This window comes from Janthinobacterium lividum (assembly GCF_034424625.1).
Lineage (GTDB): Bacteria > Pseudomonadota > Gammaproteobacteria > Burkholderiales > Burkholderiaceae_D > Janthinobacterium > Janthinobacterium lividum.
In genome coordinates, this window is record NZ_CP139976.1 from 4,110,128 (window position 1) to 4,136,263 (window position 26,136).

Genomic DNA, 26,136 nt, shown 5'->3' on the forward strand with positions numbered 1-26,136 from the left:
TCTGGCTTACAGGCCCAGGATCATCTGCGTGATGATGTTTTTCTGGATTTCATTCGAGCCGCCATAGATCGATGTCTTGCGGTAATTGAAGTAGTACGCGGCCAGCGGCGCGGCCAGGTCGTCGCCGGCGGCACTGTGCTGCGCGCTGCCATCGAGGAAAGCGGGATCGAACGGCAAGGCTTGCGGGCCGATGGCTTCGACCATCAGTTCCGTCAACTGCTGCTGCAGTTCCGAACCGCGCACCTTCAGCATCGATGCCTGCGGCCCCGGCCCCTTGCCTTCTTCGCTGATGACGCGCAAGACCGTCATTTCCAGCGCCATCAATTCGATTTCCAGGGTAGCCACCTTGGCGGCAAAAGCGGCATCGTGCAGCAGCGGCGCGCCGCGCTTGGTTTGCTGCATGGCCAGCTGCTTGAGGAAAGTCAACTCGCGCTTCGAGCGGCCCACGGCGGCGATGCCCGTGCGTTCGTGCCCCAGCAGATACTTGGCGTAGGTCCAGCCCTTGTTTTCCTGCCCGACCAGATTGCTGACGGGCACGCGCACGTTGTCGAAAAAGACTTCGTTTACTTCGTGTTCTTCATCGAGCATGATGATGGGGCGCACGGTGATGCCCGGCGTTTTCATGTCGATCAGCAGGAAACTGATGCCTTCCTGCTTGCGCACCGTGCTATCCGTGCGCACCAGGCAAAAGATCATGTCCGCGTGCTGGCCCAGCGTGGTCCAGGTTTTCTGGCCATTCACGATGTAATGGTCGCCGTCGCGCTGGGCCGTGGTTTTCAGCGAGGCGAGGTCCGAACCGGCGCCCGGCTCGGAATAGCCCTGGCACCACCAGTCGTCGCAGTTCAGGATGCGCGGCAAATAATATGCTTTTTGTTCGGCGTTGGCGAAGGCCATGATGACGGGCGCCACCATGTTGATGCCGAAAGGCAAAATCGGCGGCGTGGCGGCGCGCGCGCACTCGTCTTCCCAGATGTGGCGCTGCACGGACGTCCAGCCCGTGCCGCCATGTTCGACGGGCCAGGCCGGCGCGGCCCAGCCTTGTTGCGCGACAATCTTGTGCCAGCGCACGTAATCGTCGCGGTTCAGGCGCAGATGCTGGCGCACCTTGCGCTGCAAGTCCGCCGGCAGATGGGTGTCGAGGAAGGCGCGCACCGTGTCGCGGAAGGCGCTCTCCTCGGCCGTGTAATGCAGGTCCATGTCTGTCTCCTTGTTCTTATCGGTTGCCGTGATGACTGCACGCAAGGAAGCTCAGCGCACAAAAAAGCACGACCGTTCTCAAGGATTGTACAACAGATTGGGAGGCGCGCCAGGCCTTTTACACAGGCTGGCGCGCAAGGGAAGCGGGTGGAATTGGCTGACTGCTGGCCTTGGGACCGCGTCTAGGTGTGCGACAGGATATTAATGAGCTTGCCGAAAGGGTCGCGCACGAAAAACCGCCTGACACCCCAAGGTTCATCGGCAGGACCATATTCAATGGGAAACCCTGCTCCACGCATGCGTGCCAATGCGGCATCCACGTCATCGACTTCAATGGAAAGGTCGGGCACAGCGGTATTCGAGCCGCCTTCCGTCGCGAAGCTCACTTGCACGCTCATCTCGCTTTGCGAACCATACGTCATGATCCAGCCGTGGTCCATCAACAGGCTCAGACCCAGCACGTCCTGGTAAAACGTCCGCGCCAGGCCCGGATCCGACGCCGGGAAATTTGCAACGATACGCTTGACTTGCATATTTTTCCTCCATGTCTATATAAGTCCAACCCTGCTCAATATCGCCCTCCACGTCTCCAGACGTGTCCGACTCTGGCATGATGGCCACTTGACGCGATTACTTGTCAAGCAACATCCCCCGTAACAGCAATTCCAATGCCGCCACTCCTTTTATCAGACGCGCATTGCCTTCCTCACCTTCTGCGATCCAGAACGCCGCTTCTGCCAGACTGCCGTAGATCATCGAAGCCAGTGCTTCTGGGCAAGCGTCGGCCACGATGCCTCGGTGAATCAGCTGCTGGATAAGCTTTTGCATCGACTCGAGGCAATGGCGCTGCGAGTCCGGTGAAACGCCACCGAGGACCGCCCTCGCATCGCGTAAGACGATACGCTGAATTTCCGGTTCCAGGGCCATCTCCAGATAGGCACGGCAGCGGCTGCGAAAGCCTTCCCACAAGTCTTCGGCGCTGTCGGAGATGGCTTGCAGGCGGCCATCCATTTCCGCATCGATCTGTTCGACCACCGCCAGCAGCAAGCCCTTCTTGTCGCCGAAGTGATGATACAGGGCGCCACGCGTCAGGCCAGCCTGCGCGGTAAGGTCATCCATTGACGTGTCGGCATAACCGCGCTCGCTGAACACTTTGCGGGCCGTGGCCAGCAACGATGCTCGGGTTTCTTCCATTTCCACACGGGTGCGGCGAACCATTGCTTCCTCCTTGCATACGTAGTGCATGATTGTTTACATACAGTGCGTATGAATATATACTATTCATACGCGATGTATGTATTATCACTGCGACGTATCTCCATTGCAAGCAGGGCATGCGCCGTTTATCGAATGATCACATGAAGGATATGAACCATGAGTACGTCTGCCTGCGCTGCCGCACAACCCCGTGTCCGCCACCCTTGGCTGGCGGTCTGCGCCGTCGGCATGGCCACCTTTTCGGTCGTGACGACAGAAATGCTCCCGGTCGGCCTGCTGACGCCGATTGCTGACACCCTGGGCACCTCCACGGGAACCGCCGGCCTGATGATCTCGCTGCCAGCATTGCTGGCGGCCATGTTTGCGCCGCTGGTCGTGGTCGCATCGGGCAGCCTGGACAGGCGCAAGATTCTCTGTGGTTTGCTGACACTATTGGTGCTCGCGAACATTGCCTCGGCCCTGGCGCAGAACATGGCGTGGATGCTGGCTGCCCGTGTTCTCGTCGGGTTTTGCATGGGCGGCATCTGGGCCATCGCCGGCGGCCTCGCTTCCCGCCTGGTTCCTGCGCGCTCGACCGGCCTGGCAACGTCGATCATCTTCGGTGGCGTGGCGGCCGCTTCCGTGCTGGGCGTGCCGCTAGGCGCACAAATCGGCGACGTTGCAGGATGGCGCTGGGCCTTCGGCGCCATGGCGCTGTTCAGCAGCCTGGTACTGGCGCTGCATCTGGCCGTCATTCCCGCACTGCCCGCTGCCGGTGCGGCGACCTTGCGCCAATTCGGCAAACAGCTGCGCAACAGGCAGTTGCAAGCGGGGCTGCTTCTGACCCTGTTGCTGGTGACCAGCCATTTCATGGCCTTTACCTTCGTGCGCCCGCTACTGCTGTCCATGTCGGGGTTTGATACGCAATGGCTGGGCGCACTGCTGTTTGCCTATGGCTGCGCGGGCATCATTGGAAACTTCCTGGCCGGTGTCGTGGCGGCGCGGCGCACGGCGACTACCATCGTCGCCATCTCGGGCGGCCTGCTGCTCACGCCGCTGCTGTTCCTGGCTGTCGGCGACTCCGGCATCGGCGGCGGCGTGGTGTTGCTGGCTTGGGGACTGGCCTACGGTGGCGTATCGGTCGGCCTGATGACCTTGATGATGAAGGCGGCGCCCGGGGCCGTGGAGATCGTCGCCGCGCTGTATGTCGGTGTCTTCAATATCGGCATTGCGCTCGGGGCGTGGACCGGTGGCCAGGCCGTGGACAGGCTGGGCCTCTCAGCCAACCTGTGGCTTGCCGCAGGATGCGCCGCTGCCGCCTTGCTGCTGTCTTTTGGCATCCGCTTGGTTGACGCCGACAAGCAGCCTGGCCCTGCAAGAGACTGACTGTGGCCGCAATCAGCCGTACAGATGCAGCAGCACCTGCACGGCCACAATCTTGACGATGGTCATGCTGGGGAAAATCATCGCGTAACCGAGGTTCGGGCGGTCCGACTTGGCCAGGCGGTTGGCGAACACCAGCACGGCCGGGTTGCCCGTGGCGCCGGCGGCGATACCGAGCAACTCGGGAAACGGCAGGCGCAGGAATATCTTGCCCAGGATCACGACGAGGGCCACCACCACCAGCACCGTCACGGCGCCGAGCGCCAGCATGGGCAAGCCATTGGCACCCACCTGCTGCACGAAGGGCAAGCCGGAGGCCATGCCGACGGAAGCGAGGAAAATCGTCAAGCCATAGTTGCGCATGACCAGGTTGGCCGACAGCGGCAGGCGCCAGCTGATCCTGCCCACCCTGCCCAGGCGTCCCAAAATCAGCGCCATTACCAGCGGCCCGCCGGCCAGACCCAGGCTGAACGAGCCTATCCACGGCAAGGGGATAGGCACCAGGCCCAGCAGCACGCCCAGCACCATGCCCATGCCCAGCGAGACATAGCTGAACTCGGCCGTGGCCGTGATGGAATTGCCGAACAGCTTGCGCACATCGGCCGCATGTTTCGCCGGCGCAATGGCCATCACCCTGTCGCCGAATTCCAGGGTCAGGAACGGATGCGGCAGGATCATAGCGTCGCCGCGGCGTATGAAGGCGATCTGCAGGGGGAAGTCTTTCGCCAAGTTCAATTCGCCCAGGGGCACGCCGACGATTTCCGCGTCCGACACGAACACTTCCGTGCCGTCGAACGCGCTGCGGTCCTTCATCAGCCGGCCCGGGTCCAGGTGGCCCAGCGCCGTGCGCGCCGCTTCCACCCCCGCCACCGTGCCCGACACCATCAGCGCGTCCCCGACGCCGAGCACGAGGCCAGGGTCGGGCAAGCGGTTCTGGTGCCCCTGGCGCACGCCGATCACTTGCACGCCGGCCAGGGGGCCGTCGGCCAGTTCGGACAGGGCCGCGCCCGCCAATGTTGCTGCATCGATGGTAATTTCGGACACGACGATGGGCGCCGGCGGCGGCGTCAGCACGGGTTTCAAGATGCGCCCGGCCAGGTACAGGCCCAGCATGGGACCGACAACGCCGAACGGATACGCGACGGCATAGCCGACGGCCGCGTCGCCATTGCCGTGCGACGCTTCCAGCGCCGCCTGCAAGGCAGCCGTGCTGGTCATGGCGCCGGCAAACACGCCGCTGGCCATGCGCAGAGAAATGTCAATCCACTGCCCGCCCCAGACAGACACGGCCAGGCCGCCCATGACGGCAATAAAAGCGATCAGATTGTGTTTCTGCCCCGCACCGCGCAAACCGGCGAAAAACTGCACGCCGTACTGCACGCCTATGCCATACAGGAACAGCAGCAGGCCGATGGAGCCGACCATCGGCGGCGGCACGGCGCCGGGGGCAAACGCGCCCAGCGCCAGCCCCGCGAACAGCACGCCGCCCACGCCCAGAGAAAAGCCGAACACGCTGATGCGCCCCAGCGCATAACCGGCGCCGATGACGAGAAACAGGGCGAGAATGGGCGTGGACTCCAGCGTGTGGCGAAATAATTGAAGCATCAGGCAACCTTGGTCTGGGGAAGGCCCAGTTTAGCATGCACAAAAGCAACACGATGGCGATGATGACAAGCAAGCGTGCGCAGGTTTGTACCTGAAAAACGGGCAAAAAAAAGCCCGCTATGGAAGCGGGCTGAATCTAATTCCTGTGAGGAAGTAGAGGAGACAGGTGAATGATGCCGCATCGCAGCATATCATTCCAATTGCATGTTGTGATGATGGAAATATGATTTATCAATATCTGCTCGCCTCCTCGCGCAACGCCTGGCGCACGGCGGGACGCTCGCCGACGCGCTCGATCAAGCGCCTCACTTGCGGGAAGGCCGACAGATCCACCTGCGTATGCGCCGACCAGCTGAGGATGGTGTACAGATAGGCATCCGCGATGGAATAGCGCTCGCCCAGCAGATACGGCCCGCCGGCCGCCAATTGCCGCTCGACATAATCGAGGCGTGCAGCCAGGCGCGAGCGGGCCACGTCCTGCGCCTGCGTGCCGTATTCCGGGTGGAACAGCCAGGGGCTGAACACCTTGTGCAGCTCGGTGGCAATAAACCCCAGCCACGATTGCAGCCGCACGCGCGCCAGGGAACCCGGCGGCGGCGCCAGGCCGCTGTCCGGCGACAGATCAGCCAGATATTGCACGATGGCCGTGCCCTCCAGCAAGACGGTGCCATCGTCCAGCACCAGCGCCGGCACATACAGGTTCGGATTCACTTGCGCATAGTCGGCGCCCGTTTCCGTGACGCGTGGAATCTTGCGAATATCGACTCTTTCCAGTTCCAGCGCGATGCCCGCCTCGATGGCCACGATGTGCGGCGACAGGGAACACGTGCCCGTTGCGTAATACAGTTTCATGATTACTCCTCGAAAAGTTACACGGACGCGGGATCAAGTTTTTCCACGTCGATGCCGTACTTGGCGATGGCTACGCCAATCTTGTTGCGCGGCAGCTGGCCCCCGTCAGCCAGCGCCGTCAGGGCGGCCAGCACGATGAAATGGCGGTCCACTTCAAAGAAGGTGCGCAGGGATTCGCGCGTATCGGAACGGCCGAAGCCATCCGTGCCCAGGGCAACGAAGCGCCGGTCGTGCACGAAGGGGCGCACCTGGTCGGCCACGATCTTCATGTAATCGGTGGCGATCACCACCGGGCCTTGCCGGCCGGCCAGGCATTGCGCGATGTACGGCACGCGAGGCGCGCTGTCCGGGTGCAGCATGTTCCAGCGCTGCACGGCCAGGCCGTCGCGCCGCACTTGCGTCAGGCTGGTGGCGCTCCACACGTCGGCCGCCACGCCGAAATCCTGCTGCAGCAGAACGCTGGCGGCCAGCACTTCGCGCAGGATGGAACCGCTGCCCATCAGCTGTACGCGCGGCGCGGCTGCCGTGGGTGCTGCCGGACTTTCCTGCAGCAGATACAGGCCCTGCAAGATGCCCGCCTCGGCGCCTTCCGGCATGGCCGGATGCGGATAGTTTTCGTTGAGCAAGGTGATGTAATAGAAAATATCTTCTTGCTCGGCAAACATGCGGCGCATGCCGTCGTGGATGATCACGGCCAGCTCGTAGGCATAGGTGGGATCGTAGGAAATACAGTTGGGAATCACGGACGACAGCACGTGGCTGTGGCCATCGTCGTGCTGGAGTCCCTCTCCCATCAGTGTCGTGCGTCCCGAGGTGGCGCCCAGCAAGAAGCCGCGCGTGCGGGCATCGGCAGCCGCCCAGGCCAGGTCGCCCACGCGCTGCAAGCCGAACATCGAATAGAAGATGTAGAACGGGATGGTGGCCAGGCCATGGTTGCTGTAGGACGTGCCGGCGGCGATCCAGGAGGAAATGGCACCCGATTCGTTGATGCCTTCCTGCAATATCTGCCCATCCTTGGTTTCCTTGTAATAGCTGAGCTGGCCCGCATCCTGCGGCGTGTACAGCTGGCCCAGATAGGAATGGATGCCGATCTGGCGGAACAGGCCTTCCATGCCGAAGGTGCGCGATTCGTCGGGCACGATGGGCACGATGACCTTGCCCAAGGCGGGGTCTTTCAGCAGGGTGCCGAGGATGCGCACGAAGGCCATGGTGGTGGACGCGCCCCGCTCGCCGCTATCCTTGAGCTGGGTGGCGAACGCGGACAGCGGCGGTATGGGCAAGGGAGCCACCTTGCTGATGCGGGCGGGAATGTAGCCGCCCAGCTGCGTCCGGCGCGCGGCGAAGTAACGCGCTTCCTCGCTGTCCGGCGCCGGTTTCAGATAGGGCATGTCTTCCAGCTGGGCATCGCTGACGGGCAGCGCGAAGCGGTCGCGGAACGCGCGCACGGCGTCGGCGCTCATCTTTTTCAGCTGATGGTTGATATTCTGTCCTTCGCCCGCCTCGCCCATGCCGAAGCCCTTGACGGTCTTGGCCAGGATCACGGTGGGCCGGCCAGTCGTGCGCATGGCTTCCGCGTAGGCCGCGTGGACTTTTTCGGGATCGTGTCCGCCGCGCGTCAGCTGCCAGATTTCGTCATCCGTCATGTGCGCCACCAGCGCCAGCAGTTCCGGATACTTGCCAAAGAAATGCTCGCGCACATACGCGCCATTCTGCGATTTGAAGGTCTGGTAATCGCCGTCCACGCATTCCATCATGCGCTGACGCAACAAACCGCTCGTGTCGCTCTGCAATAACGCATCCCAGCCGCTGCCCCAGATGACCTTGATGACATGCCAGCCCGCCGCGCGGAAGGTGCCTTCCAGTTCCTGGATGACCTTGCTGTTGCCGCGCACGGGGCCGTCCAGGCGCTGCAGGTTGCAGTTGACGACAAAGATCAGGTTATCGAGGCGCTCGCGGCCGCCCAGGGAAATGGCGGCCAGCGATTCCGGCTGGTCCATCTCGCCATCGCCGAGGAAAGCCCACACCTTGCGGCCCTGGTGCGGCTTCAGGTCGCGATACTCGAGGTAACGCATGAAACGGGCCTGGTAAGCGGCCGTCAGCGGCCCCAGGCCCATCGATACCGTCGGGAATTGCCAGAAATCGGGCATCAGACGGGGATGCGGATACGACGACAGGCCCTCGCGGCCCGCTTCGCGGCGGTAGTTGTCCAGCTGCGCTTCCGTGACGCGGCCTTCCAGATAGGCGCGGCCATAGATGCCAGGCGCGGAATGGCCCTGGATGTAGACCAGGTCACCGGCAAACTGGTCCGTATGACCACGGAAGAAATGGCTGAAGCCGACGTCGTACAGCACGGCCGCCGACTGGTAGGTGGCGATGTGGCCGCCCACGTTCGAGTGCCTGGCAGCGCGCAGCACCATCACCATGGCGTTCCAGCGGATGTAGGCATTCAGGCGGCGCTCGATGGCCAGGTCGCCCGGATAAGCGGGCTGGCGCGCCGTGGCGATGCTGTTGGTGTAGGCGGTGGTGACGCGGCCGTGCATGCCGCCGTGCTGGGTGCTATCCAGATCGACGAGCTGGTCGAGCAGATAGTGGGCGCGCGGACGCCCTTCCACGGCGACGACGGCCTGCATCGCCTCCAGCCATTCTTTGGTTTCCTGCGGATCGATATCGGGTACAGCGAGGGATGGGGTCATGGCAGTCTCCTGGGGGTGGGCATTCATCGTCATGATCGATTGCCATTGCAATCATTGCATTTGCAATCGTTATGCGGGCCATTGTATAGCGCTATAATTGCATTTGCAACTGTGATCGTTCTGGAGGAATACCGATGTCTGCAACTGAGCCTGCAAGCAAGTCCGCAACCGCGCCCGACCTGTGGTTTTCATTCGTGCGCACGCACCGCTTGATGATCCGCGAAATCGAACGCCGTCTGGCGGCGGCCAAGCTGCCCGTGTATGCGTGGTATGACGTGCTGTGGGGACTCGAAAGCGGCCCGGACGGTTCGCGCCGCATGCACGAACTGGCCGACTCTCTGGCCATCGAGCGCTACAACCTCACGCGCCTGGTGGACAAGCTGGAAACGGACCGGCTGGTGACGCGCACGCGCTCGATGGAAGACGGGCGCGCCGCCTTTGTCTCCATCACGGAAGACGGAAAGATCCTGCGCAAGCAAATGTGGGCCGTGTACCAGGCCACGGTGGCCGACCTGTTCCTGGCGCAATTTGACAGCGACGAGCAGCAGGACTTCAGCGCCGCCCTGGCGCGCGCCGCCGAGGCGGCCCGCGGCGCAGGCCAGAGCAAGGTTCAGAGCAAGGCGTAGCGCCGCAGCGCGTATTCGACGAACTGCAGGGGCAGCGCGCCGTCGTCGGCCAGGGCTTTCAAGGCGGTGACGACCAGCCATGGCGCACTCGTTTCCATCCGGGTATCGGCGCCGACGGCGATAAAACGCCCGCGCACACAGCCGCCGATCTGCCCCGCGATGTGCTGCCCGTAGCCGGTGACGGCGATGACGGGTGCGGTGCTGTCATCGAGACAGCGCCGCACATGGGCCAACCTTGGCGTGGCGCGCGGGTGGAGCAGGTTCCACTGTTCCGCCGCCTGCGCATCGCGCGCCAGGCGTGTATAGCTGGGACAACTCCACACTTGCGTGGCGATATCCCAGTCCTCCTTCAACAGGCGGGCGGCAGCGGCAACGACGGCCAGCATCCTGCCCGCCCCGCACAGGCGCACCCGGCATGGCGCCGGACCCGGCGGCGACACGCGGTACATGCCCAGGCTGGCCGCTGCCGCATCGGCGGCCGACAGGGGCGCTACCACATCCGCATCTTCATCCGCATCTTCATCATGTATGGCCAGATAGTAATAGCCAGGCTGCTGTTCCAGGTACAGCGTTGCCAGTGCCGAGCGCAGGATGGCGCGCACTTCCTCGCCCGTCGCCGGGTCGAACGGCATGCAATTGTGCTGCGCGGCCAGCCAGGCGGGCAGCGCGGGGGGCACGCCTTTCGGCCAGTGCGAGGCTTGCGTTTCCGCATCATTACAGACGATGCCACGCTCACCCGACTCGGCCAGCACCGCGCGCAAGGCCGGCAGCGAGGCGGGGCTGCACAGGTAGAGCAGCGGCTTTTCCGCCTGCGTCGCGCCATGCCGGTAGCGCACAGCCCAGGCACCCGCGGACGCTCCCACTTCCCAGGCGTCGCCGTCCGAGAACGGCGGCGCGTGCGTGCCCACCTTGCGCATCCGCGCCACCACGGCGCCGCCCTGCTTCAGGCTGCCCGCCATGGCGCCCAGCGCGCGGCGCGGCGAAGCATGTACCAGTGGCAAGTCCGACGCTGGCGCCAGCGCGGCCAGGCAGGCTTGAAAGGCACGGCCCGTTTCGCCGCCTGGCAGTGGAGAATGGGGAAATAAATCGGGTGACTGCATGGCGGCTCCTGTCTCGGTATCGCTTGCGCAAGGCAGACATTGCCTATACGATTGCAAATGCAATTATTGTAGTTGCAATCCTTTGCGCGAGCAAGGGACACGAGAGCCAACCGGAGTTCCTGCCTTCAAGGTGAAAAATGACGCTGAACAATTCTGAAACCGTGCGCATGGCCTACGCCGTGAAACTGACGAATGCGCAAGTCGAAGCGGCCAAGCGCCTGTATGCCGCGCATTTCGGCGCCACGGACAACCCGCAGGCGATGGCCGCCATCATCGCGGCGCTGGCGCGCAACTACAGTTCCGCCGTGGCGGCGAATGTGCTGTAGCCCATCACGCATGACGCATGACGCGGGCAAAAAAAAGCCCGCTATGGAAGCGGGCTGAATCTAATTCCTGTGAGGAAGTAGAGGAGACAGATGCATGATGCCGCATCGCAGCATCATTATCCAATTGCATGTTGTGATGACAGAAATACGATTGTTCTATATCTCAGGCATAACGGCCTCCCCTACCCCTGCGATCCTTATGCCACGTTGTCGCCGCGCAAGGTTTTCGCTGCCGCCACCATGTTGGCCAGCGCGGGGATCACTTCTTTCCAGCCGCGCGTCTTCAGGCCGCAATCGGGGTTGACCCACAGGCGCTGGGCGGGAATGCGCTCGGCCGCCTTGCGCATCAGTTTGACCATCTGTTCCTGGCCAGGAATATTTGGCGAGTGGATGTCGTAGACGCCAGGGCCGATTGCGTTCGGATAGTTAAAGTCATCGAAGGCATCCAGCAATTCCATGTCGGAGCGCGACGTTTCAATGGTGATGACGTCCGCATCCATGTCGGCGATCTGCGCGATGATGTCGTTGAATTCCGAATAGCACATGTGAGTGTGGATCTGCGTCTCGTCGGCCACGCCATTGGCCGTGATACGGAACGATTCCACGGCCCAGCGCAGGTACTCGGCCCACTGGGCTTTACGCAGTGGCAAGCCTTCGCGCAATGCCGCTTCGTCGATCTGGATCACGCGGATGCCGGCCTGTTCCAGGTCCTGCACTTCGGCGCGCATGGCCAGCGCCAGCTGGTGGCACGACACGGAACGGGGCTGGTCGTCGCGCACGAAAGACCAGTTCAGGATGGTGACGGGCCCCGTCAGCATGCCCTTCATCGGCTTGTCCGTCAGCGACTGGGCGTAGGTGCTCCACTCGACCGTCATGGCGCGCGGGCGGCTGATGTCGCCGAACAGGATGGGCGGCTTGACGCAGCGCGAACCGTACGATTGCACCCAGCCGAACTGGCTGAAGGCGTAGCCGTCGAGCTGTTCGCCGAAATACTCCACCATGTCGTTGCGTTCCGCTTCGCCGTGCACGAAGACATCCAGGCCCAGGGTTTCCTGTTCCTTGACGCAATGCGCGATTTCCGCCTGCATCAGTTTCTTGTAGCTGGCTGCATCCAGCTGGCCGCTGCGAAACTGGCTGCGGGCCTGGCGGATTTGCGCCGTCTGCGGAAACGAGCCTATGGTCGTCGTCGGGTACAGCGGCAGTTGCAGCAGTGCGGCTTGCTTGGCGGCACGCACGGCATAGCTGCCGGCGCGCTGGCCCAGGCTTGCGTTGCTGCGGGCCACGGCCGCCTTCACTGCGGGATTGTGCACGCGCGGCGACTGGCGGCGCGCTTGCACGGCCGCATGATTGACGTCCAGCGCCGCTTGCACGGAAGCACGGCCATTATTCAGCGCACCGGCCAGGGTGCGCACTTCATCGAGCTTTTGACGGGCAAAGGCCAGCCACGACCGGATATCCGTATCCAGCTGTTGCTCACTGTCCAGGTCGACTGGCACGTGCAGCAGGGAGCACGACGGCGCGATCCACAGGCGCGACTGCAGGCTGGCGTGCACGGGTTCCAGCCATGCCAGCACTTCCGTCAAATCCGTCTTCCAGATATTGCGGCCATTCACCACGCCCAGCGACAGCACGCTGGAACTTGGCAATTGCGCGATCACTTGCGCCACTTCCTCGCGGGCGTTGACGGCATCCAGGTGCAAGCCTTGCACGGGCAGCTTGCACGCCAGTGCCAGGTTATCTTGCAGCTTGCCGAAATACGTGGCCAGCAGCAGTTTGACGTTGTTGACCTTGCTCAAGGCAGCGTAGGCCGTGACCAGCGCCTGTTGCCAGGCGCTGCCCAGTTCCGTGACGAGTACCGGTTCGTCGATCTGCACCCACTCCACGCCCTGGGCGGCCAGTTCCTGCAACAGTTGCACATAGACGGGCAGCAAGCCTTGCAGCAGCGCCAGCTTGTCGGAGTCGTCCTTGGCCTTACCCAGCCACAAATAGGTGACAGGGCCGATCAGCACTGGCTTGGCTTTTACACCGAGCTGGCGCGCCTGCGCCAGTTGCTGCAACAGGCGGCTGCTGTCGAGCTTGAACTGCGTGTCGGCCGCAAATTCCGGCACGATGTAGTGATAATTGGTGTCGAACCATTTCGTCATTTCACCGGCGTGGATACAGCTGCAATCGCTGTCGCTGGCCGAGCGGCCACGGGCCACGCGGAAATAGTTGTCGAGCGCTGCGCCGCTCAGGCCTCGCACGCGCTGCGGCAAATTACCCAGGGTAAAGCTCAGGTCCAGCACCTGGTCATAGAAGGAAAAGTCGCCCACGGGCGCCAGGTCCAGCCCGTTCTGGTCTTGCCAGTGGCGCTGGCGCAATTGCGCGCCATGGCCTTCCAGCGCGTCCAGGCTGCTTTGGCCCTTCCAGTAGTCTTCCAGTGCGAACTTCAGTTCGCGTTTGGCGCCGATGCGCGGGTAGCCCAAATTATGTGTCGTGACGGTCATGGCGGTAGTGCCTCCTGGTGAAGTATGGAAACATCATAGAGGCTTTCATCCATGAAAAATAATGGTAAAACTTCATGCATCCATTATTAATATTCATGTGAACCTCGGCTCGAATGCGGCGGGGCGCAGGCAAAAAAAAGCCCGCTGCGGGAGCGGGCTGAATCTAATTCCTGTGAGGAAGTAGAGGAGACAAGTGCATGATGCCGCATCGCAGCATAGCTATCCAATTGTATGTTGTGATGATGGAAATATGATTCGTCAATATCTGCCGTCAACCGTGGCCATCAGGCGCTGGCCCGCGCGATCAGCTGGTAGGCCAGCGGCGCCAAGGCTGGCGGCGCGGCGCCCTCGTCCACTTCGCCCAGGCGCTGCAGGATGGCCTGTGCAGCCAGGCGGCCGATGTCATAGCGCGGTACGCGGATCGTCGTCAGCGCGGGCATGAGTTTTTCCGAGAACGGGAAGTCGCCGAAGCCCGCCACCGCGCATTGCTCGGGAATGCGGATGCCGAGGCGCGCCGCTTCGTAGATGGCGCCTGCCGCCATGTTGTCGTTGGCAAAAAACAGGGCGTCAGGACGCTCGGCGCGCGCCATTTGCTCGCTGAACACTTGCCCGCCCGCGTCGAGCGGCGCCGTCACCGACGCTTGCACGATTTCAGGACGCAAACCCAGCTGCCGCATGGTTTCCTCATACCCCTGGGCCCGCTTGCGCGCGCGGAAATCGCTGCCGATGCCGCTGTCCACATACACGATGCGCCGGTAGCCTTGCGCGTGCAGGTACAAGGTCATGTCGCGCCCCGTGGCGATATGCGAAAAGCCGATTTGCGGATACGGACGCTCGGGGCGGATATCCCACGTTTCGATGACGGGAATCTGCAAGCCCGCCAGCAAGGTTTCCGTGGCGGCGCTGTGGTCGGCGCCCGTCAGCACCAGCGCGCGCGGCGACCAGCCGAGAAAGGCGCGCACCACCTTCTCTTCCGTCTCGATCGAATAATCGTGGGTGGCCAGCAGCAACTGGTAATTGTGCTGCGACAAGGTAGTCGACAAGCCCTGGATGGTTTCCGCAAAGATGGAATTTGACACGCTGGGAACGATGGCGCCCACGATGCGACCCTGGGTCGACGCGAGGCCGCCGGCCGCCTCGTTGCGGATATAGCCGAGCTGGTCGATGGCGTTCTTGATGCGCTCGCGCGTTTCCTGCGACACGCGGTCCGGCTCCTTGAAATAGCGCGACACGGAAATGGCCGAGGTCTGTGCCAATTTGGCCACATCGAACACGGTGCTGCGGCCGAGGCCGCGCCGCTTGCGTACTGGGTCGTTCATGGGTACTGCCTTCTCAAAAATCGGTGATCACCACGCATCATGCCATGGCCGGCTGCACAGGGGATGCCAGAGTGGCGCCGGTGTGCCATGGCTCACCGCGATACTGGCAGGCCGGGCCGCAGAAATTCCACCCTGGAAATTGGCGCCAATGAAATCATGCCGATAGTGTAATGGCTACGCGCATTCCCTCTGCATTAAATCTGTTGACAGCCCCCGGCGATTCAAATTATATTTCGCTGTACTTGCAATGTTAGCGCTAACAAAGACTGACAGCAAGACCCGAGACAGCCGCACTGGAACGCCATACGCAGCGCGCCAGGCAACCAAAAAGGACACACATTGAGCTCCGCTACCTCCCGCCGCACGCTGGAATCCCTGCGCAGCCAGCGCTGGCTGGCCCCAGACGACATGCGCTCGTTCGCCCACCGCCAGCGCCTGCAGCAGATGGGCCTGCGCCGCGAGGAATTCCTCGACCGCCCAGTCATCGCCATCATCAATACCTGGAGCGACCTGTCGCCGTGCCACTCGCACCTGCGCGAGCGGGCCGAAGCCGTCAAACGGGGCATCCTGCTGGCCGGCGGCTTCCCCGTCGAGCTGCCGGCCCTGTCGCTGGGCGAAGTGATGGTCAAGCCCACCACCATGATCTACCGCAACTTCCTCGCCATGGAAACGGAGGAACTGCTGCGCTCGCTGCCCATCGACGGCGCCGTGCTGCTCGGCGGCTGCGACAAGACGACGCCAGGCATGCTGATGGGCGCCATCAGCATGGACATCCCCGCCATCTTCTGTCCTGCCGGCCCCATGCTCAACGACCGCTACCGCGGCCAGAGCGTGGGCGCGGGCACGCATACCAAGAAATTCTGGGACGATTACGTGGCCGGCGACATCGCCAAGCCCGAGTGGATCAAGCTGGAAGCGAAGATGACGCGCTCGCCCGGCACCTGCAACACCATGGGCACGGCGTCCACCATGACGTCCATCGTCGAAGCGATGGGCTTTACCTTGCCGGGCGCCACCAGCATCCCCGCCATGGATGCCAACCACGTGCGCATGGCCTCGCAATGCGGCGAGCGCATCGTCGGCATGGTGTGGGAAGACTTGAAGCCGTCGCGCTTCTTCACCCGCGCCGCGCTGTCGAACGGCGTGGCGGCCTACATGGCGCTCGGCGGCTCGACCAACGCGGCCATCCACCTGGTGGCCATTGCCGGGCGCGCCGGCCTGGCCCTGTCGCTCGATGAAATGGATGCGATGGCACAAAAAGTACCGGTCATCGCCAACCTGTTCCCTTCCGGCGACAAGCTGATGGAAGATTTCTTCTATGCGGGCGGCATGCCGGCCCTGCTCAAGGAAATCATGCCGCAGCTGGACTTGACGGCCTTGACGGTGACGGGCCGTACCTTGGGCGAGAATATCGCCGACGCCGTCTGCCTGGACGACAGCGTGATCCGCAAGGTGTCGCAGCCGGTGGCCGATGGCGCGGCGCTGGCAGTGCTGCGCGGCAACCTGTGTCCTGGCGGCGCCGTCATCAAACCATCGGCCGCCAACCCGAAGTTCGCCAAACACCGCGGACGTGCCCTCGTATTCGACTCGAACGCGGAAATGCTGGCGCAAATCCACGCACCCGACCTCGATATCGATGAAAACACGGTACTGATCCTGCGCAATGGCGGCCCCATCGGCGCGCCAGGCATGCCGGAATGGGGCAATCTGCCGGTGCCGAAAAAGCTGCTGCAGCAGGGCATCCGCGACATGGTGCGCATCTCCGACGCGCGCATGAGCGGCACCCACTACGGCACCTGCGTGCTGCACGTGACGCCCGAAGCGGCCGTCGGCGGTCCGCTGGCGTTGGTACGCAACGGCGACATGATAGTGCTCGACATCGCCGCGCGCACCCTGAACATGGAGGTAACGGACGAGGAACTGGCGCTCCGCCGCGCCGAGTGGCAGGCGCCAGCGCAAAAATATGCGCGCGGCTATACCAAGCTGTACATGGAGCACGTGACGCAGGCGGACCAGGGCTGCGACCTGGACTTCTTGCTGGGCAACGCCGCCACGCCGGAGCCGCCGATTTTCTGACGCCGCCGCCTTCCCTACCTATATTAGAGAGCACAACTATGGATATCCTGGACAACCGTTTCCGCGCCTTGCTGGCGGACAAAGCAGTACCGCTGGGCAGCTGGCTGATGGCCGGCACGCCCGTGACGGCCGAAGCCATGGGCTGCGCCGGCTTCGACTGGCTGGTGCTGGACATGGAACACGTGCCCATCGACTACCAGGACGCCTACCAGATCCTGCAGGCAGTCGGCGGCACGCCGGCCTGCCCCGTCGTGCGCCTGGCCTGGAACGACCTGGTGCAGATCAAACGCGCGCTCGACATCGGCGCGCAAACGCTGATGTTCCCGTTCGTGGAAAATGCCGGCGAGGCGCGCAGCGCCGTGGCAGCCACCCGCTATCCACAACCGGGCCAGGCCATTCCCGGCACGCGCGGTTTTGCCGCCATGCACCGCGCCAGCCGCTATGGCACCGTGCCCGACTACGCCACGCGCGCCAACGGCGCCGTCTTCTCGATTATCCAGCTGGAAACCCCGGCCGCCCTGGCGCAGCTGGAAGAAATCGCCGCCGTCGATGGCGTCGACGCCCTGTTCGTGGGACCGGGCGACCTGTCGGCCGCCATGGGCCACATCGGCAATATCGGCCACCCGGACGTGCAGGCGGCCATTGCCGACGCGGCCCGCCGCGCCCGCGCCATCGGCAAACCGATCGGCATTGTCGGCCCCTCGCCGGAAATGGTGCACACTTTCATCAGTTACGGCTATGACTACGTGGCCATCGCTTCGGACATGGGCATGATGATGCGCCAGGCCAATGCCTTTATCACGGCCCTGAAACCGTCGCTGGCGAAAGCCCTCGACACGGGAGCCTACTAATCGTTCTGTTGTAACGCACTGTTGCAACGCACGTAGCGCGCTCAGACGCGTCATTCGCATCTTTTGGAGACAAGCATGTCAGGTGTAAAACTGGAAAAGGTCGTCAAGAAGTACGACAACGGCGTCGAAGTCATTCATGGCATCGACCTGGAAATCAAGCAAGGCGAGTTCGTCGTCTTCGTGGGCCCTTCGGGTTGCGGAAAATCAACACTGATGCGCATGGTGGCGGGCCTGGAATCGATCACGGGCGGCACCATCTCCATCGAGGGACAGGTCGTCAACGACTTGCCGCCGCGCGAACGCGACATCGCCATGGTGTTCCAGGACTATGCGCTGTATCCGCACAAGTCCGTGTTCGACAACCTGGGCTTTGGCTTGAAACTGCGCAAGTTCCCCAAGGCGGAAATCGAACAGCGCGTGCGCGCCGCCGCCACCATCCTGAAAATCGACCACTTGCTCGACCGCAAGCCGCGCGCCCTGTCCGGCGGCCAGCGCCAGCGCGTGGCCATGGGCCGCGCCATCGTGCGCCAGGCCAAGCTGTTCCTGTTCGATGAGCCGCTGTCGAACCTGGACGCCCTGCTGCGCTCGGAAATGCGCACGGAAATCAAGAAGCTGCACCAGCGCATCGGCGCCACCACCATTTACGTCACGCATGACCAGGTCGAGGCGATGACCCTGGCCGAGCGCATCGTCGTACTGTCCGGCGGCAACATCATGCAGGTCGGCACGCCAGACCAGATCTACAACGAGCCTGTGTCGAAATTCGTTGCCGGTTTCACGGGCTCGCCGCCGATGAACTTCCTCGGCGCCAAGGTGGCGCGCAACGGCGCCGGCCAGGCCGAGATCGTGCTGGGCGCGGCCCGCCTGGCCCTGCCGCTCGAGCGCCAGGCCGCATGCGGCAAGCTCGACGGCCGCGCAGTGGAATTCGGCATCCGCCCGGAAGACATCACGCTGGAAGCGGCCAGTCCCGCCAGCGCCGCACTGGCCGCGACAGTCGTGGTGGTCGAACCGCTGGGCGCGGAAACCCTGGTCATCTTCCAGTGCGAAGGCGGCGAATTGACGGCGCGCCTGCCGCCCACGTTTGCCCTGGCGCCGGGACAGCAAGTCACGGTACAGCTGGACATGGAGAAATTCCATCTGTTCGATCCGCAAGGGGGCGCGGTACTGCCCTCCCGATAAGCCGCGAACGACCGGCATACCCATTCCAAAAACAGGAGACAACATCATGCGTATCAAATCCCTCGTCCTGGCGCTCGGCGCCACCTTCATCCTCGCTACCGGCGCGCACGCGCAAACCGTCAAGGTGTTCGTCGGCGGCCAGGAGCGCCCCGAAGTCATGCGCGAACTGTTCGCCAAATTCATGGCCGCCAATCCCGGCGTCAAGATCGACCTGGAAACGGGCGGCGCCACGTCCGAACTGCAGCAAAAATACCTGAACACGGTGCTGTCGGCGGGCGACACCACCCTGGACGTATTCCTGATCGATATCATCCGCCCGGCCCAGTACGCGTCGGCCGGCTGGATCGAAAGCCTGGACAAATACCTGGGCGCCGACCGCGACAAGATCATGGGCCAGTATTTGCCCGCCTACAAGCAAGCGAATATGGTCGACAACAAGGTCGTGGCCCTGCCCGCCTTTGCCGACGCCATGTTCCTCTACTACCGCAAGGACTTGCTGGCCAAGTACAAGCTGGCGGCGCCGAAAACCTGGGATGAACTGGCCAGCGTGGCGCGCACCATCCAGGCCGGCGAAAAGAATCCGGAATTGCAAGGCATCAGCTTCCAGGGCAAAGCCATCGAAGGCGCCGTCTGCACCTTCCTGTTGCCGTACTGGAGCCAGGGCGGCGAACTGGTCACCAATGGCAAGCTGACCCTGGACAAGCCCAAGGCGGAAGCGGGCCTGGCCATGTGGCGCAAGCTGGTCGACCAGGGCGTGGCGAAAAAGAATATCGCCGAAGTGGCCACCGACGATACGCGCAAGGAATTCCAGGCCGGCAATGTGTTGTTTGCCGTCAACTGGGGCTATGCCTGGAATCACTTCCAGGATGGCGCCGACAGCAGCGTGAAAGATAAGGTTGGCGTCGTCAGCCTGCCGGCCATGGCGGGCGGCAAACCTGCCTCGTGCATCGGCGGCTGGCAGTGGGCCGTGTCTTCATTCTCGAAAAACAAGGAAGCATCGGCCAAGCTGGTGCGTTGGCTGTCGAGCCCGGAAGTGTCGAAGCAGCTGGCCATCAAGGCATCCAACCTGCCCGTCTACCCGTCCGTCTACCAGGACAAGGAAGTGCTGGCCGCCAATGGCTGGTTCGCCGATGCCTTGCCGGTGGTGCAAAGCGCCCGTTCACGCCCCGTCACGCCGCGCTACAGCGAAGTGTCCGAAGCCGTGCGCGTCAACACGAATGCCGTGATGGCGGGCGTGAAAACGCCGGCGGCGGGCGTGGCCGAGATCGAAAACCGGGTCAAGCGCATCCTGCGCTAAGGAGACCGAACCCGTGCCGCCACGACGGCGGCGCGGGCGGCACACGCATACGCACACCGCAACAGACGAGGAAATCATGAGGCAACGCACCCTGAAAAGCCGCATCACGGACCCCAGCGAAACAACGCTGGCCTGGGTCCTGCTGACGCCGGCGATTCTCTTTTTACTGCTGATCGTGGCCTACCCGGTCAGCAAACTGATCTACAACAGCTTTTTCGACATCCGCCTGTCCGGCGGCAGCCTGCCCAGTTTCGTGGGCATGGACAACTACAAGATGGCGCTGGAAGACAGCCTGTTCTGGAAGTCCTTGAAAAACACCGTCATCATCACCGTCGTCACCGTGCCGGGCGCGCTGGTGGCGGGCCTGGGCCTGGCCATGCTGGCCAACATGCCGTTCAAGTACCGCTGGCCCGTGCGCCTGGCGCTGCTGCTGCCGTGGGCCTTGCCGCTGGCCTTCGTCGGCCTGATCTTCGCCTGGTTCTTCCACAGCGAATACGGCCTGGTGAACGACATCATCCGCCGCATCGACCTCTTGATCCCCGGCCTGGGCTGGGAACCGCAGATCTGGTTCAATTCGCCCGCGCTGACCATGGCCGCCATCTGCATCACGACCATCTGGAAAACCTCGTCGTTCATGGCCCTGATTTTATTGGCCGGCCTGCAAACCATCCCCGCCTCGCTGTATGAAGCGGCCGAAGTGGACGGCGCCAGCAAGTGGAAGCAATTCACGGAAGTGACCCTGCCCCTGCTGGTGCCATCGATGCTGGTGGCGCTGATCTTCCGCACCCTGACGGCCATCCAGTCCTTCGATATTCCGTACAACATGCCTGGCCCTGGCGACGAAACCAAGACCCTGGCCATGTACATCCAATCCAATACCGTCGACTACCTCGACGTGGGCTACGGCTCGACCCTGGCGGTCTTCATGTTCCTGCTGTCGATGGCCACCACGTTTGTGTATCTGAAATATGTAAGAGGAGACAAAGAATGAGCGGCCTGTTTTCATCGAAGCGCCTGCGCTGGTTCGCCGCCGCGATCGTCATCCTCAACGGCGTCTTCCCCGCCCTGTGGATCCTGTTTACCTCGCTCAAGACCGAGAGCGAACTGACGCAAAAGCCGATCACCTACTGGCCGCACGAACCGACCATCGGCAATTTCATCTCCGCCTTCCAGGACCAGCCGCTGCTGACGTTCCTGACCAACAGCCTGATCGTGGCCGGCCTGTCGACCCTGCTCAGCCTGTTCATCAGCGCGCTGGCCGCGTATGCGATTGCCCGCTTGCGCCTGCGCTTCCGCGGCCTGATCCTCACTGCCATCATCGGCGTGTCGATGTTCCCGCTGGTGACGCTGATGGTGCCATTGTTCGAAATCATGCGCAGCCTGGGCTTGCTCAATTCCTACTGGGCGCTGGTGCTGCCGTACACGGTGCTGAACCTGCCCATCTGCACCCTGATGATGGTGAGCTTTTTCCAGGATATCCCGCGCGACATCGAGAACGCGGCCATGCTCGACGGCTGCACCCGGTTGAGCGCCCTGTGGCGCATCGTGCTGCCGCTGGCCGCCCCTGGCGTGGCGACGGCCGCCATCCTCGCGTTTGTAAATTCCTGGGACGAGTTCCTGCTGGCGCTGTCGATGAATTCGGCCGTGGCCTACCGCACCCTGCCCGTCGGCATCCAGCTGTACCAAGGCGAGTTCGCCTTCCCGTGGCCGATCATTTCGGCGGCACTGGTGGTGGCCATCGTGCCCATCGTCGTGCTGATCGTGATCTTCCAGGAAAAGGTCGTCAGCGGCCTGACCTCGGGCGGCTTGAAGGGCTGAGAATGGACCACCAGTCTCCCTTCACCCTGGCGCACGGCGACTGCCGCGCCGACGTCCACCCGGCCACGGGTGGCGCGCTGGCGGCTTTCCGCTGGCGCGGGCGCGACATCCTGCGCGCCGCGCCAGCCGCTGCCGACGTGCGACAGATGGCCTGCTACCCTTTGGTGCCGTATTCGAACCGCATCGGCAACGCCGTGCTGCAGGCGCAGGAACAGGCGCATGCACTGCGCGCCAACTTCCCGCCCGAGCCGCACAGCATCCACGGCTTCGGCTGGCAGCGCGCCTGGCACGTGGCGGCGCGTGCGGACGACAGCGCCGAACTGCTGCTGGTGCACGGCAGCGACGCCGACTGGCCGTTCGCCTGCGAAGCACGGCAAACCGTGCTGCTCGACGCTGCCGGCCTGCGCCTGACTTTATCCGTGCGCAATGAAGATACGCGCGCCATGCCCGCCGGCCTGGGTTTTCACCCCTACTTTCCGCTGGCGCCCGGCCTGCGCCTGCAGGCGCAATGGGATGGCGTGTGGAGCATGGGCGATGACCACTTGCCGGCCGGCCTGGCGCCCGTGGCGCAAGCGTCGCCATTCGCCACGCCACAGCCGGTGGCCGGCTGGCGCAGCGACCATTGCTACAGCGGCTGGACGGGCCGCGCCAGCCTCGATTACGGCGACTACAGCGTGCAGCTGTCAGCCAGCGAGAATTGCCGCCACCTCGTGTGCTTCGCGCCCAATGACGAGCGCAGCTTCATCGCCATCGAACCCGTCACGCACGCGAATAACGCGTTTGCGCTGGCCGCGCGCGGCGCGCGTGACACGGGCATGCGCTTGCTGGCGCCCGGCGAGAGTCTGCACATCGCCATGCGCCTGGCCATCGAGGAGAGCCAGCATGCGTGAATGGCAAGCCGAACTCGTGCTCGATGCGCGCGCCCAGCTGGGCGAATGCCCGCTGTGGAGCGTGGCCGAACAGTGTTTGTACTGGATCGATATCGCCGGACGCCGCCTGCACCGCTACGATCCGGCGACCGGCCTCGACCGCGTCTGGTGGGTGCCGTGCGAGCCGGGCTGCATCGCCCTGGCTGAAAAAGGCGGCCTGGTGGCGGCCTTGCGCGACGGTTTCTACCGTTTCTATCCGCAGGAAGGCTTGCTCGACAAGCTGGCCGATGCGCCCTACGACAGCGCCGACATGCGTTTCAACGATGGCCGCTGCGACGGCGCCGGGCGATTCTGGGCCGGCGCCATGTACGAGCCGCGCACGGCGGAACTGGCTGCCATGTTTTGCCTGGAACGGGGCGCCACGTGCCTGGGCTGGGGGCCGCAACAGGATCTTGGCGTGAAAGTCAGCAATGGCCTCGCCTTCGCGGCCGATGGCCAATCGCTGTTCCAGTCCGACACGCCGAACCACGTGATCTACCGTTTCGCCTTTGACGCGGCCAGCGGCCAGGTGGGCGAACGCAAGGTGTTTGCCCGCCTGCCCGCCAAGGGCGAGGACGCCGTGTACGGCGGCCGCCCCGATGGCGCGGCGCTCGATGCCGAAGGCTGCTACTGGAGCGCGCAATACGAAGGCGGCCGGGTGCTGCGCTTTTCGCCGCAGGGAGAGATCATCGGCATCGTGCGCGTGCCCGTCACGCGCCCCACCATGATCGCCTTTGGCGGCGCCGACCTGCGCACCCTGTACATCACCAGCGCGCGCGAAGGCGCAAGCGACGACGAACTGGCGCGCCAGCCGCAGGCCGGCGGCCTCTTTGCCGTGCGCCTGGACGTGGCCGGCCGCCCCGAACCCCTTTACCGGGATTGATATCCGGATCTTCACCCTGAGGACAGCATGAACGCCAACATCACTCTCTACCCCAGCCTGCAGGACCGCGTGGTCTTCGTTTCCGGCGGCGGCTCCGGCATCGGCGCTGCGCTGGTCGAACACTTCGCCCTGCAAGGCGCGCAAGTGGCTTTTTGCGACATCGACCGCGACGCCAGCGACGCCCTGGCCGCGCGCCTGGCGCCCCTGTGCCGGCACGCGCCCTATTTTGTCTACAGCGACATCCGCGACATCGCCGCCTACCAGGCCAGCCTGGCCGGCGTCGAGGCGCGCTTTGGCGCCATCCGCGTGCTGCTCAATAACGCGGGCCGCGACGACCGTCATTCGCTGGCCGAACTGACGCCCGAATACTGGGACAACTGCCTGGCGCTGAACTTGAAACACCACGTGTTCGCCATCCAGCAGGTGGCGCCCGGCATGGCGGCCGCCGGCGGCGGTTCCATCATCAACCTGGGCTCGATCTCGTGGATGCGCGGGCGTCCCAACCTGGTCGGCTACACCACCTCCAAGGCGGGCATCGCGGGCCTGTCGCGCACCCTGGCGCGCGAACTGGGCGAGCAGAATATCCGCGTCAACGCCATCGCCCCGGGCGCCATCGCCACGGACCGCCAGGCCGCGCTGTGGCGCGATCCGGAAGAAGACCGCCGCTTCATCGAACTGCAATGCCTGAAATACCGGCTTGACGCGGGCCACGTGGCGCGCACGGCCCTGTTCCTGGCGGCCGACGATTCGGACGGCATCACGGGCCAGAACATCATCGTCGATGCCGGCCTCGCGCAAGTATCTGTAGCTGGCTAAGCCCCCATTCAAGGAGAACCCTCATGTTGAACCTGCAAGACGCAAGCCTGTTGAAACAGCAATGCCTGATCGACGGCGCCTGGTGCGACGCCGATGACGGCGCCACCATCGATGTCACCAACCCGGCTACCGGCGCCGTCATCGCCACCGTGCCGCGCATGGGTGCGGCCGAGACGCGGCGCGCCATCGCCAGCGCGCACGCGGCCTTCCGGCTGTGGCGCAAGCAGACCGTCAAGGCGCGCGCCACGGTGCTGCGCGCCTGGCATGCGCTGATCCTGCAGCACGCGGACGACCTGGCGCTGATACTCACCAGCGAGCAAGGCAAGTCGCTGGCGGAAGCCAAGGGCGAGATCGTCTCGAACGCGGCCTACCTGGAATGGTTTGCCGAGGAAGGCAAGCGCGCATATGGCGACGTCATCGCGCCGCCGTCGAACGACAAGCGCATCGTCGTCATCAAGCAACCGATCGGCGTGTGCGCGGCCATCACGCCGTGGAATTTCCCGAACGGCATGATCACGCGCAAGGCCGGCCCTGCCCTGGCGGCCGGCTGCAGCATGGTCCTGAAACCGGCGTCGCAAACGCCGCTGTCGGCCCTGGCGCTGGCCGAACTGGCGCTGCGCGCCGGCGTGCCGCCCGGCGTGTTCAATGTGGTGACGGGCGCGGCGCAGGCCATCGGCATGGAACTGTGCCACAACGACCTGGTGCGCAAGATCACGTTTACGGGATCGACGGAAGTGGGCGCCTGGCTGTCGCGCGAGGCGGCCGGCACGATCAAGAAGCTGTCGCTGGAACTGGGTGGCAACGCGCCCTTCATCGTTTTCGAGGATGCCGACATCGACGCGGCCGTCGACGGCGTGCTGATGTCGAAATACCGCAACAGCGGCCAGACCTGCGTCTGCGCCAACCGCATCTACGTGCAGGACGGCATCTACGACGACTTCGCCGCCCGCCTGGTGGCCAAGGTGGCCGAGCTGAAACTGGGGGCCGGCACCGAAGCAGGCGTCACGCAAGGCCCGCTGATCGATGAAAACGCCGTGCGCAAGATCGAACAGCATATCGCCGACGCGCTGGCCAAGGGCGGCAAGCTGGCCATCGGCGGCAAGCGCCACGCGCTGGGCGGCAGCTTCTTCGAGCCCAGCGTGGTACTGGAAGCGAACAGCGACATGCTGGTCGCCACCGAGGAAACCTTCGCCCCGCTGGCGCCCCTGTTCCGCTTCGGCAGCGAAGAGGAAGTCGTCGCCATGGCCAATGCCACGCAGTTCGGCCTGGCCGGCTATTTCTACAGCCGCGACCTAGGCAGAGTCTGGCGCGTGGCGGAAGAACTGGAAGTGGGCATGGTCGGCATCAACACGGGCATGATCGCCAATGAAATGGCGCCGTTCGGCGGCGTCAAGCATTCGGGCATGGGCCGCGAAGGCTCGCATTACGGCATGGACGACTTCCTCGATATCAAATATTTGTGCATGGGAGGGATTTGATTATTTCAAGGTAGGCAAGGCAGGGATCAGCAACCATACTCATAAA

22 protein-coding genes are annotated in these 26,136 nt (G+C 63.7%); 13 read left to right on the top strand and 9 right to left on the bottom strand.

Annotated features, from left to right (window positions below):
• Window positions 1-6: 6 nt before the first annotated feature.
• From U0004_RS18620 to U0004_RS18630, 3 genes are all read right to left on the bottom strand, one after another.
• Complete coding sequence (locus U0004_RS18620; RefSeq protein WP_070256760.1) at window positions 7-1,197, bottom strand: acyl-CoA dehydrogenase family protein; 1,191 nt, start codon at window positions 1,195-1,197, stop codon at window positions 7-9.
• Window positions 1,198-1,379: 182 nt separating this feature from the next.
• Complete coding sequence (locus U0004_RS18625; protein ID WP_034781067.1) at window positions 1,380-1,730, bottom strand: VOC family protein; 351 nt, start codon at window positions 1,728-1,730, stop codon at window positions 1,380-1,382.
• Window positions 1,731-1,827: 97 nt separating this feature from the next.
• Window positions 1,828-2,415, bottom strand: coding sequence for a TetR/AcrR family transcriptional regulator (locus tag U0004_RS18630; RefSeq protein ID WP_070256758.1), 588 nt, complete (start codon window positions 2,413-2,415; stop codon window positions 1,828-1,830).
• Window positions 2,416-2,571: 156 nt separating this feature from the next.
• Between U0004_RS18630 and U0004_RS18635 the strand changes: the two genes are divergently transcribed.
• The gene (locus tag U0004_RS18635) at window positions 2,572-3,780 is read left to right on the top strand and encodes an MFS transporter (protein ID WP_070256756.1); all 1,209 of its coding nucleotides are present in this window, start codon (window positions 2,572-2,574) and stop codon (window positions 3,778-3,780) included.
• Window positions 3,781-3,792: 12 nt separating this feature from the next.
• On the opposite strand, the gene U0004_RS18640 is transcribed toward U0004_RS18635, so the two are convergent.
• From U0004_RS18640 to aceE, 3 genes are all read right to left on the bottom strand, one after another.
• On the bottom strand, window positions 3,793-5,382 hold the full coding sequence (locus U0004_RS18640) for an aspartate:alanine exchanger family transporter (RefSeq protein WP_070256754.1): 1,590 nt from the start codon (window positions 5,380-5,382) through the stop codon (window positions 3,793-3,795).
• Between the two features lie 231 nt (window positions 5,383-5,613).
• Window positions 5,614-6,234: a glutathione transferase GstA gene (gene gstA, locus U0004_RS18645; protein WP_070256752.1), complete on the bottom strand. Its 621-nt coding sequence runs from the start codon at window positions 6,232-6,234 to the stop codon at window positions 5,614-5,616.
• A 17-nt stretch (window positions 6,235-6,251) separates the two neighbouring features.
• On the bottom strand, window positions 6,252-8,927 hold the full coding sequence (gene aceE / locus U0004_RS18650) for a pyruvate dehydrogenase (acetyl-transferring), homodimeric type (protein ID WP_070256865.1): 2,676 nt from the start codon (window positions 8,925-8,927) through the stop codon (window positions 6,252-6,254).
• 134 nt (window positions 8,928-9,061) lie between these two features.
• Here aceE and U0004_RS18655 point away from each other — a divergent pair, with 134 nt between their 5' ends.
• The gene (locus tag U0004_RS18655; RefSeq protein ID WP_070256750.1) at window positions 9,062-9,553 is read left to right on the top strand and encodes a MarR family winged helix-turn-helix transcriptional regulator; all 492 of its coding nucleotides are present in this window, start codon (window positions 9,062-9,064) and stop codon (window positions 9,551-9,553) included.
• On the opposite strand, the gene U0004_RS18660 is transcribed toward U0004_RS18655, so the two are convergent.
• Window positions 9,538-10,653, bottom strand: coding sequence for a transketolase-like TK C-terminal-containing protein (locus U0004_RS18660; protein ID WP_070256748.1), 1,116 nt, complete (start codon window positions 10,651-10,653; stop codon window positions 9,538-9,540). The two genes, U0004_RS18655 and U0004_RS18660, sit on opposite strands and share 16 nt — an antisense overlap.
• 137 nt (window positions 10,654-10,790) lie before the next feature.
• On the opposite strand from U0004_RS18660, the gene U0004_RS18665 reads away from it, so the two are divergent.
• Window positions 10,791-10,979, top strand: coding sequence for a hypothetical protein (locus tag U0004_RS18665; RefSeq protein ID WP_034781057.1), 189 nt, complete (start codon window positions 10,791-10,793; stop codon window positions 10,977-10,979).
• Window positions 10,980-11,176: 197 nt separating this feature from the next.
• On the opposite strand, the gene metE is transcribed toward U0004_RS18665, so the two are convergent.
• Window positions 11,177-13,465 carry a 5-methyltetrahydropteroyltriglutamate--homocysteine S-methyltransferase gene (gene metE / locus U0004_RS18670; protein WP_070256746.1) on the bottom strand — a complete coding sequence of 763 codons (2,289 nt, stop codon included), beginning with the start codon at window positions 13,463-13,465 and terminating at the stop codon, window positions 11,177-11,179.
• 284 nt (window positions 13,466-13,749) lie between these two features.
• Complete coding sequence (locus U0004_RS18675) at window positions 13,750-14,784, bottom strand: LacI family DNA-binding transcriptional regulator (protein ID WP_070256744.1); 1,035 nt, start codon at window positions 14,782-14,784, stop codon at window positions 13,750-13,752.
• A gap of 408 nt (window positions 14,785-15,192) precedes the next feature.
• Between U0004_RS18675 and araD the strand changes: the two genes are divergently transcribed.
• From araD to U0004_RS18725, 10 genes are all read left to right on the top strand, one after another.
• On the top strand, window positions 15,193-16,860 hold the full coding sequence (araD, locus tag U0004_RS18680) for an L-arabinonate dehydratase (protein ID WP_231958172.1): 1,668 nt from the start codon (window positions 15,193-15,195) through the stop codon (window positions 16,858-16,860).
• Window positions 16,861-16,898: 38 nt separating this feature from the next.
• Window positions 16,899-17,711 carry an HpcH/HpaI aldolase family protein gene (locus U0004_RS18685; protein WP_034778555.1) on the top strand — a complete coding sequence of 271 codons (813 nt, stop codon included), beginning with the start codon at window positions 16,899-16,901 and terminating at the stop codon, window positions 17,709-17,711.
• Between the two features lie 75 nt (window positions 17,712-17,786).
• Window positions 17,787-18,890, top strand: a complete 1,104-nt coding sequence (locus U0004_RS18690; protein WP_070256740.1) for an ABC transporter ATP-binding protein — start codon at window positions 17,787-17,789, stop codon at window positions 18,888-18,890.
• 46 nt (window positions 18,891-18,936) lie between these two features.
• Window positions 18,937-20,187 (top strand): ABC transporter substrate-binding protein, encoded by a 1,251-nt coding sequence (locus tag U0004_RS18695; protein WP_070256738.1) that lies wholly within the window; start codon window positions 18,937-18,939, stop codon window positions 20,185-20,187.
• Window positions 20,188-20,263: 76 nt separating this feature from the next.
• Complete coding sequence (locus tag U0004_RS18700; protein WP_070256736.1) at window positions 20,264-21,178, top strand: carbohydrate ABC transporter permease; 915 nt, start codon at window positions 20,264-20,266, stop codon at window positions 21,176-21,178.
• Entirely contained in the window at window positions 21,175-22,005 is an 831-nt protein-coding gene (locus tag U0004_RS18705; protein ID WP_034755232.1) for a carbohydrate ABC transporter permease, read from the top strand. Before U0004_RS18700 ends, U0004_RS18705 begins: the two co-directional genes overlap by 4 nt.
• A gap of 2 nt (window positions 22,006-22,007) precedes the next feature.
• Window positions 22,008-22,895, top strand: coding sequence for an aldose 1-epimerase (locus U0004_RS18710; protein ID WP_081345640.1), 888 nt, complete (start codon window positions 22,008-22,010; stop codon window positions 22,893-22,895).
• The gene (locus U0004_RS18715; protein WP_070256734.1) at window positions 22,888-23,796 is read left to right on the top strand and encodes an SMP-30/gluconolactonase/LRE family protein; all 909 of its coding nucleotides are present in this window, start codon (window positions 22,888-22,890) and stop codon (window positions 23,794-23,796) included. Before U0004_RS18710 ends, U0004_RS18715 begins: the two co-directional genes overlap by 8 nt.
• A 27-nt stretch (window positions 23,797-23,823) precedes the next feature.
• Window positions 23,824-24,612 carry an SDR family NAD(P)-dependent oxidoreductase gene (locus U0004_RS18720; RefSeq protein WP_070256732.1) on the top strand — a complete coding sequence of 263 codons (789 nt, stop codon included), beginning with the start codon at window positions 23,824-23,826 and terminating at the stop codon, window positions 24,610-24,612.
• 23 nt (window positions 24,613-24,635) lie between these two features.
• The gene (locus U0004_RS18725) at window positions 24,636-26,090 is read left to right on the top strand and encodes an NAD-dependent succinate-semialdehyde dehydrogenase (RefSeq protein ID WP_070256731.1); all 1,455 of its coding nucleotides are present in this window, start codon (window positions 24,636-24,638) and stop codon (window positions 26,088-26,090) included.
• Window positions 26,091-26,136 lie beyond the last annotated feature (46 nt).

Excerpts from the sequence above, each read along its gene's own strand:
- U0004_RS18660 (WP_070256748.1), bottom strand. The coding sequence starts at position 10,653 with ATGCAGTCACCCGATTTATTTCCCCATTCTCCACTGCCAGGCGGCGAA.
- U0004_RS18665 (WP_034781057.1), top strand. The coding sequence starts at position 10,791 with ATGACGCTGAACAATTCTGAAACCGTGCGCATGGCCTACGCCGTGAAA.
- U0004_RS18710 (WP_081345640.1), top strand. The coding sequence starts at position 22,008 with ATGGACCACCAGTCTCCCTTCACCCTGGCGCACGGCGACTGCCGCGCC.
- aceE (WP_070256865.1), bottom strand. The coding sequence starts at position 8,927 with ATGACCCCATCCCTCGCTGTACCCGATATCGATCCGCAGGAAACCAAA.
- U0004_RS18620 (WP_070256760.1), bottom strand. The coding sequence starts at position 1,197 with ATGGACCTGCATTACACGGCCGAGGAGAGCGCCTTCCGCGACACGGTG.
- araD (WP_231958172.1), top strand. The coding sequence starts at position 15,193 with ATGCGCTCGTTCGCCCACCGCCAGCGCCTGCAGCAGATGGGCCTGCGC.
- U0004_RS18640 (WP_070256754.1), bottom strand. The coding sequence starts at position 5,382 with ATGCTTCAATTATTTCGCCACACGCTGGAGTCCACGCCCATTCTCGCC.
- U0004_RS18695 (WP_070256738.1), top strand. The coding sequence starts at position 18,937 with ATGCGTATCAAATCCCTCGTCCTGGCGCTCGGCGCCACCTTCATCCTC.
- U0004_RS18690 (WP_070256740.1), top strand. The coding sequence starts at position 17,787 with ATGTCAGGTGTAAAACTGGAAAAGGTCGTCAAGAAGTACGACAACGGC.
- U0004_RS18700 (WP_070256736.1), top strand. The coding sequence starts at position 20,264 with ATGAGGCAACGCACCCTGAAAAGCCGCATCACGGACCCCAGCGAAACA.
- U0004_RS18725 (WP_070256731.1), top strand. The coding sequence starts at position 24,636 with ATGTTGAACCTGCAAGACGCAAGCCTGTTGAAACAGCAATGCCTGATC.
- U0004_RS18655 (WP_070256750.1), top strand. The coding sequence starts at position 9,062 with ATGTCTGCAACTGAGCCTGCAAGCAAGTCCGCAACCGCGCCCGACCTG.
- U0004_RS18630 (WP_070256758.1), bottom strand. The coding sequence starts at position 2,415 with ATGGTTCGCCGCACCCGTGTGGAAATGGAAGAAACCCGAGCATCGTTG.
- U0004_RS18715 (WP_070256734.1), top strand. The coding sequence starts at position 22,888 with ATGCGTGAATGGCAAGCCGAACTCGTGCTCGATGCGCGCGCCCAGCTG.
- U0004_RS18720 (WP_070256732.1), top strand. The coding sequence starts at position 23,824 with ATGAACGCCAACATCACTCTCTACCCCAGCCTGCAGGACCGCGTGGTC.
- U0004_RS18675 (WP_070256744.1), bottom strand. The coding sequence starts at position 14,784 with ATGAACGACCCAGTACGCAAGCGGCGCGGCCTCGGCCGCAGCACCGTG.
- U0004_RS18635 (WP_070256756.1), top strand. The coding sequence starts at position 2,572 with ATGAGTACGTCTGCCTGCGCTGCCGCACAACCCCGTGTCCGCCACCCT.
- gstA (WP_070256752.1), bottom strand. The coding sequence starts at position 6,234 with ATGAAACTGTATTACGCAACGGGCACGTGTTCCCTGTCGCCGCACATC.
- U0004_RS18685 (WP_034778555.1), top strand. The coding sequence starts at position 16,899 with ATGGATATCCTGGACAACCGTTTCCGCGCCTTGCTGGCGGACAAAGCA.
- metE (WP_070256746.1), bottom strand. The coding sequence starts at position 13,465 with ATGACCGTCACGACACATAATTTGGGCTACCCGCGCATCGGCGCCAAA.
- U0004_RS18705 (WP_034755232.1), top strand. The coding sequence starts at position 21,175 with ATGAGCGGCCTGTTTTCATCGAAGCGCCTGCGCTGGTTCGCCGCCGCG.
- U0004_RS18625 (WP_034781067.1), bottom strand. The coding sequence starts at position 1,730 with ATGCAAGTCAAGCGTATCGTTGCAAATTTCCCGGCGTCGGATCCGGGC.